We start from the raw sequence: 1,822 nt of genomic DNA on the forward strand, positions 1-1,822 counted from the left end.
AGGCAGCCCAGCCGAAGCGGGTGGGACGGGGCGCGTCACGGCCGGGGGCATGAGGAGCTGGATTCGCTTCCGGAGCGGCCGGATCTTCAATGTGACGCGTTTTGCTCAATGCCGTGGACCTTCTACATAGGTTCCCCGTGTCCAAGCTTGAACGTGCCCACGAAGCACAGGTTCCGTTCCAGCGGGTGAGTGGCAACATGTCCGCCGTCCAGCTCGCGGGCGCGGGCCATGTGTGAGGCGCCACCGAAGGACGACCTCGAGAGTCTTGGCGCCCATCATCGTCTGCTTCGAGGTCGGACCGGTCGTTGGTCAGCGTGAGGTCGGCATTCTCTGCCTGGAAGCCCTTGATGTTGGTCAGCGTCGCGTTCTCCATCTCGGCGATGAAGGCCTCGCCGTTGTCGGGGGTCACGAGGTTGATGGGAGCTATGCGGGAATTTGGGTGATGGCGGCTTGAGAAGGCGGCGTATCGTGGCGGGTGTTCGAAGCCTGCCAGAACCTCCAAGGGAGCGATACGCCTATGACAGACGATACCACGATCACCCCATTCCGCCAGCCTGGTTCGATCATTGACCCGCTGACGGAGATCGCCCGCGACGGGGCTCGGCGCATGCTGATGGCGGCGTTGAAGGCGGAGGCCGACGGCTTTGTCGCCATGTTTTCCGAGGACCTGCTTGCCGATGGTCGCCAGCGCATCGTTCGGCATGGCGCTGGACCGGAGCGGGTTATCCAGACGGGGATCGGGCCGATCGAGGTCCGGCGGCAGAAAGTGCGCGACCGGGCGACGGACGTGCCCGCCGTGGCGAAGATCCGGTTCACCTCAAACATCCTGCCGAAATGGGCGCGGCGCTCGAAAAGCCTCGATGCATTGCTGCCCGTTCTTTATCTGCGTGGCATATCCACCGGCGATTTCCAGGAGGCGCTGTCGGCTCTGCTGGGGGCAGACGCGCCGAACCTGTCGCCCGGCGTGATCGCGCGGCTCACGGCCGGCTGGCAGGATGAATACGACCGCTGGCAGCACCGCGATCTCTCGGCGCGCCGCTACGTCTACGTCTGGGCTGATGGGGTTTACCTGCAGGCCCGGATGGAACCCGAGGCCGAGTGCATTCTCGTGATCATCGGGGCGACGCCGGAAGGAAAGAAGGAGTTGCTCGGCTTCCATGTCGGGGTCCGCGAAAGCGCTCAGAGCTGGCGCGAGTTGCTGATCGACATCAAGACCCGCGGGTTGGCCATCGCGCCCGAGGTCGCTGTCGGCGACGGTGCACTGGGGTTCTGGAAGGCGGTCGACGAGGTGTTCCCCGGCACCCGCCACCAACGCTGCTGGTTCCACAAGATTTCGAATGTTCTGAACAAGTTCCCAAAGTCCATGGGCCCGACCGTCAAGTCCGACCTGCAGGACATCCATCATGCCGAAACGAAGGCTACGGCATTGGCTGCCATCGAGGTCTTCAAGGAAAAATACGGGGTCAAATATGCCCCTGCCGTTGCTTGCCTGACCAAGGACACCGAGGCGCTGCTGGCTTTCTTTGACTTCCCCGCCGAACACTGGGACCACCTGCGCACGTCCAACCCCATCGAAAGCGTTTTCGCAACCGTCCGGCATCGCACCGTTCGCACCAACGGCGCGCTTTCGCAGAAAACCGTGAAGCTCATGGTCTTCACCCTCGTGCGCGCAGCATCGAAGAAATGGCGCCGCCTGAACGGCGCAAACCAGTTGCCTCGTGTCATCGAAGGCGTCAAATTCACCGACGGCGTCGCCAGCAGCGATGCCGCCAAAACCAGCGCCGCTTGATCAGGCCGCGTCACCCAAAATCAACCATAGCTC

Annotated in this window: 2 protein-coding genes; one reads left to right on the forward strand and one right to left on the reverse strand. The window is 63.1% G+C overall.

All coding sequences use genetic code 11. The features are described 5' to 3' along the window. Positions 1-409, reverse strand: a 409-nt coding sequence (locus VES88_03485; protein ID HYN80538.1) for an alkyl sulfatase C-terminal domain-containing protein, incomplete at its 3' end; no start/stop codon positions are given. A 108-nt stretch (positions 410-517) separates the two neighbouring features. On the opposite strand from VES88_03485, the gene VES88_03490 reads away from it, so the two are divergent. Then, a complete protein-coding gene (locus tag VES88_03490; GenBank protein ID HYN80539.1) occupies positions 518-1,789 on the forward strand; it encodes an IS256 family transposase in 1,272 nt (423 codons plus the stop codon). Positions 1,790-1,822 lie beyond the last annotated feature (33 nt).

It is taken from the genome of Gemmatimonadaceae bacterium, from assembly GCA_035633115.1.
GTDB lineage: Bacteria > Gemmatimonadota > Gemmatimonadetes > Gemmatimonadales > Gemmatimonadaceae > UBA4720.

Coding starts and splice junctions, on each gene's coding strand:
- VES88_03490 (HYN80539.1), top strand. CDS start 518: ATGACAGACGATACCACGATCACCCCATTCCGCCAGCCTGGTTCGATC.